This is a genomic window from Dyadobacter jejuensis (genome assembly GCF_003149085.1).
In the GTDB taxonomy this organism is placed as follows: domain Bacteria; phylum Bacteroidota; class Bacteroidia; order Cytophagales; family Spirosomataceae; genus Dyadobacter; species Dyadobacter jejuensis.
The window spans coordinates 1-4703 of sequence record NZ_QGDT01000033.1 but is presented as its reverse complement, the minus strand read 5'-3'; the positions used below and the strand labels follow the sequence as shown (position 1 = coordinate 4703).

Annotated in this window: 4 protein-coding genes; all 4 read right to left on the bottom strand. The window is 41.4% G+C overall.

Annotation, left to right across the window (positions count from 1 at the left end):
* The coding region (locus CLV98_RS22845) for a terminase large subunit domain-containing protein (RefSeq protein WP_146202341.1) at nucleotides 1-1154 on the bottom strand (1154 nt) is incomplete at its 3' end.
* Nucleotides 1138-1704, bottom strand: a complete 567-nt coding sequence (locus CLV98_RS22840) for a hypothetical protein (protein WP_146202345.1) — start codon at nucleotides 1702-1704, stop codon at nucleotides 1138-1140. The genes CLV98_RS22845 and CLV98_RS22840, both read right to left, overlap by 17 nt.
* A 331-nt stretch (nucleotides 1705-2035) precedes the next feature.
* Nucleotides 2036-3742 (bottom strand): hypothetical protein, encoded by a 1707-nt coding sequence (locus tag CLV98_RS22830; protein ID WP_109678413.1) that lies wholly within the window; start codon nucleotides 3740-3742, stop codon nucleotides 2036-2038.
* A gap of 343 nt (nucleotides 3743-4085) precedes the next feature.
* Nucleotides 4086-4655, bottom strand: a complete 570-nt coding sequence (locus tag CLV98_RS22825) for an AAA family ATPase (RefSeq protein ID WP_109678412.1) — start codon at nucleotides 4653-4655, stop codon at nucleotides 4086-4088.
* Nucleotides 4656-4703: the final 48 nt, after the last annotated feature.

The following is a 4703-nucleotide window of genomic DNA, read 5'->3' as shown; positions in this document are numbered from 1 at the left end:
TTACGGTGCGCTGAGTACTTCTTACAGAAGGCCTTGCCCAGGGCTTCTACAAGGGTACTATCAGACTTCTTAACAAAGAGGTTATCGATAAAACGTAGCTCTTTATTTGACTCCTGAGCCACAACCATACAGGTAAACGAGGCGTTAAAATCCAGGCTAATATCAAGGGGTTTAAGCACATCATAATCCGTACGTTTATGAATGTAGAGCCTTTTCTGGTCGTCAAACTGGTAGTCGTACATTTCGCTGTAGGTGTGTTTTGCATAGGATAGGCCTGAGTAGTAGGCGTTTTCCAGCTTCTCTATCCGCCGGTTAAGCACCTCGATTTCAAAGGCCATTTCCGTTTCTGAGGCCTCCCGCTCCGATTCGATCCAGTTACCCGGTAGATTCATTAGGTTGTCGTAGGGGGTAGACTCCATAAAGAAATACCGCTGGGGGTCTTTTTTCATAAGCTCCTCAGTCCGGTAAATCCATTGCTGCTCCGGAGTCCAGGCTGCAGAGGTAAAATCGGCAATCAGCCAGTGCAAGGGATGGTTCAGGCCTTTGCGGTGCTTGCGTCGATCTTTGTAGCTAAACTTATTGGCACGTACCGTTTTACGTAATACCGTATTGTAAAACGATTCCTTAAGCCTGAAGGATTCGTCCATAAAGAGCTGATCCAGGTTAAGCCCGCGAGCAGTATCGGCGCGATCTGCAGATAGAAACACGACCGTAAACCCATTTTTGAAAGACATACAGTTTTCGTAAGTATTGATACCTTCCCAGGGCTGCCACCATCCATCCGGAGGGCGGCGGTTGATAACATAATGGCCCCAAGGCCTGTGCTTAGGCTCATATTCGTGCAAACCATATTCCTCTAATACCTTGCGGCTTTGGGAAAGGACCACGTCCTGGACATGGCGGAAGGTCATGGAGGCTAGGCCCAGCTTGGCCCTGGGCAACTCCAGAGCGCTCTCAGCCAGCAGCCGCATAAGCACGTTGGTTTTTCCAGAACCCCTACCTCCGTTAAATGTGGCACGGAATCCAGTTTGATAGCCGAGACCATTAGCACCCATGAAATCAGCTTGGTTATCCATGACCGTAAATAGGAACCGAGCCTGAGCCGGATTAGGGTGCAGTTTGAGTACTGTTGGATCGTCAAGGTATTTGCTCACTTTCGACATCGATCACCTCCCTTCCGTTTCCTGCAGAACCACTACCTATATTTTCAGTGCCTCCCGTATGGATATCCCCATTCACCACATAAACCCGGGTACCGGTTGGCATGGACACATCGGGTGGAATGATGTTGTCGATCTGATCCAACTTATGGAGTTTGGAAAGCTGCGCTGCCGCTTTTAGGATCGTCTCCGAGTTCTTTTCCCGGATCCCGATGCTCAGGGCGATGTGGGCGGCCTCGATCAGGGTTTTGGTGATACCACGCTTGTCGAGCTCATAGGCGTCACCCCATAGCTCGTAGGCATCCCGTAGGATCTGGTAGGCATGGGTTTTCTCATGGCCATACTCGTTATGCAGCATCGTAACGACCTGAGCCGGAGAAAACATCTTGCTGGCCCAGCTCCATGCTTTCTGCATTTTTTCGAAATACTGCTGATCCCGGACCGACAGCCGGCCCTTGTTGACCAGGTGATCCTTAAATTTGTCCATCTTGTGGACTCCCTTTTCTGGTGGTGAAAAGGGCATTATCTGAGTTCTATCGTCCATAATTCAAAAAGTCACAGTGCTAAGATGCGCTGTGACTTTTTGATTTGGTAGGACTGTAATGCTGTAGTGAGGTCTGCCTGGTGAATTAAGAAAGTTGCTTTTCTATTAAGCTGAGTATTATGAAATCAGGGAAACTACTTATTCCCGCTATATTTTGTGTTTTCATTATTTTAATAAAGAGTAATGTTTTGCAGCTACCCGAAGGTGGCGATTTCGAAGCACTTCACTGTCAATCAAGCAGAAACTTTGATAGAAGCACAAAGCTTGATTTAACCACTGAACCGCCACTTTTGGGTAGCTGCTGTTATGGGCTGGGCTTTTGTCATAATCATTATTCTGCTGTCTCATTTTTGTTTTTATAAAATACTTTGTAGTTTCCAACTGTAACATCGAAGTCTTGTCGCTCAGGCATTTCTTCTCTGTCGGCTCTATGGTCAGGCATAAATGATATTAATTTTACAAACATTTCTTTTATGGGGTCGTCAAATTTTGTTTCAACTCTAGCTTGTGATTCAATAATTTGGTGCCAAGAACCCCAAGCTACTCTATTGTCTAACTTAACGCCTGTAAAATGAACGTCATTCCTTCCAATTATAAACACACAAATTTCATTAATTTCATCTGCCGTAGGATGGCTTCTTGAAATTTGTAATGAGTTCAAAATTGTTTTATTGTCTGTATTTGAAAGCCAAAATTTCATTTTTTCAATCCATTCATTAGCTTTCGGAAAGAGGTTCGATATTCTACTGTATCGTTCTTTCATTGAGTGAACAAAAGGGTCTTGCCACTTTAATTGAAATAGACCTAATGTTTTTGTTTCAGTATCAAATGCGACAGCATCTATATCAGTTCTCATTCCTCGAAAAGAAATATTGATTTCTCGGGGTATTTTAATAATCCGTTCTTGAGGGAAAAATAAAAATAGATCTCTCCTAAATCTACTTTCTCGGTTATTAACAGCAATATCGTAATCTCGTTTAAATTTTCTCTTTAACTCAATATTTAAAAATCTAAAAGGATTTCCGAGGCAGCCTGCAACTGAACGAATTAATTGGTTTTCTGAAACTTGGAAATACATTGGTGGTGCCGGTGCTGGAATTTCCAAATGGTGTATAAAATTATCTTTATTCAAGGTAACACAAGAAAGTATTTGCTCGATTTCTGATTCACTAACTCCAAGATAGTTTGCATATATTTTGACAGTGCTGTCTTTAAAATACATATAAGTAAGAATATTATGCATGTCAACTTGTGGATTCATTTTTGTGAGTTCAATGCAAGCGTCTCTATGCATAATTGCAACACCACAATGGAGTTCAATTAAGTCAACATATTTCCAATACTCTATTGAACCGAACTTGTCTTTTGTGTCAAAATCCTCATAGCCTTGTATTCGTAAAACGTGATGGTGTCCCTTTTCGTTATAATATTCATCTATCTCTTCACTGGTGTTGTAGCTAATGAATTTACCGTAAGGGTTTTTAATGATTTCTTGAAGTTTTGTTTTTATTTCATCGCCACTTAATTTATTCTTTGTCTTTTTATCTTTGATTATTCTTTCGACAATTTCATCACGATAAAATTCAACACTTTTTCTCTCAAAATATGCATGTCCTATTTTTTCTCTTAGATACTCTATTTCAAACTCATTCTCCTTAACTTGAATAAATTTCAGAAGATTACCTTTTTCGTAGTCTAATAATTGTTGGCAAAAAGCCAACCGTCCTGATTGAAGAATTACAGAATCTGCCCAAGTATAATCATAGTCACTCGTTTGTATAAACTGATGTGGTTTGTCAAAATCATGAGTATTGAAAAATAGCCTTATCAATGGAGCCCAACCAAAAGTAAAAAACTCTCGGCTTTCATTCACTTGTTCTTCATTTAAATGTTTGCTATTCCAAAAGAACAGACTAATTACATCAAGTCGCCTTATTATTATCTGAATAGCATAGTAACTGTCTGACTTAAAGGTTTCTCTAAGTTTTTTATAGTTGTCTACTATTGCTGGTTTTAATATTTCTGATGTATTCGTCACTTGTATGATTAGAAGTAGGATGTGTCATTAGCCTTGCCCATAACATTGTTGTTTACGAACTTTATTGCATTTACCCCGTTTAAGTGCTCATTAAAACAATGCTAAATGGCTTATATTCAATACTGCAACTCCATTACTACAATAGCAAATTCAATTCGTTTGTTGTCGTTTGTAAACACTTGAAAATGGATATTCTTGGTTTTTTATAAATTTTCTCTAAACATACCGCAATAACCACAAATCTCCTGAAATCAATACCAAAAGTTATTTAACGGTATCCGTTCAATTTTATGCAGAAACAAGGAAGCTTCAAAAGATAAAGCCTCCTTGTTATACCCTAAAATCAAAACAACCCCATTCCCCCAGGATCACTCACGGCCTTGGCGGCTCGTTCTCTGAATACCTCCTCTTTGTCCTGGGGAGTATGGTTTACCAGGTTGGTACCCTCCCTAAAGAAGTGGCCCCAGCCTCGTTTGAGCTGCCGGCCTTTGTCGTTATGCTTGTCATAGGCAAAGTCGGGAATGGGTAGTTTTCTGTATTGGTGGGTGAGCCAGGCCCAGAGCAGGGCCCAATCGATAAGTCGGCTTTTGCGGCTACGGCAAAGCAAGAGCACCGCATGGGTCATAAACAGGCGCTGCGGCTCGTTCTTATCCTCTTTCTTTTTGGCTTGCTCCTTGAACATGCAGTAAAGGGCCCAAATCTCCGAAGAGATCACCGGCTCGGCCAGGCCCACATCCTCACTGCTCATGATTCTCAGCCGTTTCCACACATATTCGGAATAGCCGCTGTTGTATAGCTCTACTGCCCAGTAGAGGGCTTCGTCCTCCATGCCTCTCCGGATACACTTCTGCAGGGCCGAGCTGCACTCAAAAAAATCATATTTATTGGCCGTTATAATATCGTACTTTCCCATTGTATTTACTTTTTAGCTACTTTTGTAATGCTTAGAATTGTTAAGATT

Excerpts from the sequence above, each read along its gene's own strand:
- CLV98_RS22840 (WP_146202345.1), bottom strand. The coding sequence starts at position 1,704 with ATGGACGATAGAACTCAGATAATGCCCTTTTCACCACCAGAAAAGGGA.
- CLV98_RS22825 (WP_109678412.1), bottom strand. The coding sequence starts at position 4,655 with ATGGGAAAGTACGATATTATAACGGCCAATAAATATGATTTTTTTGAG.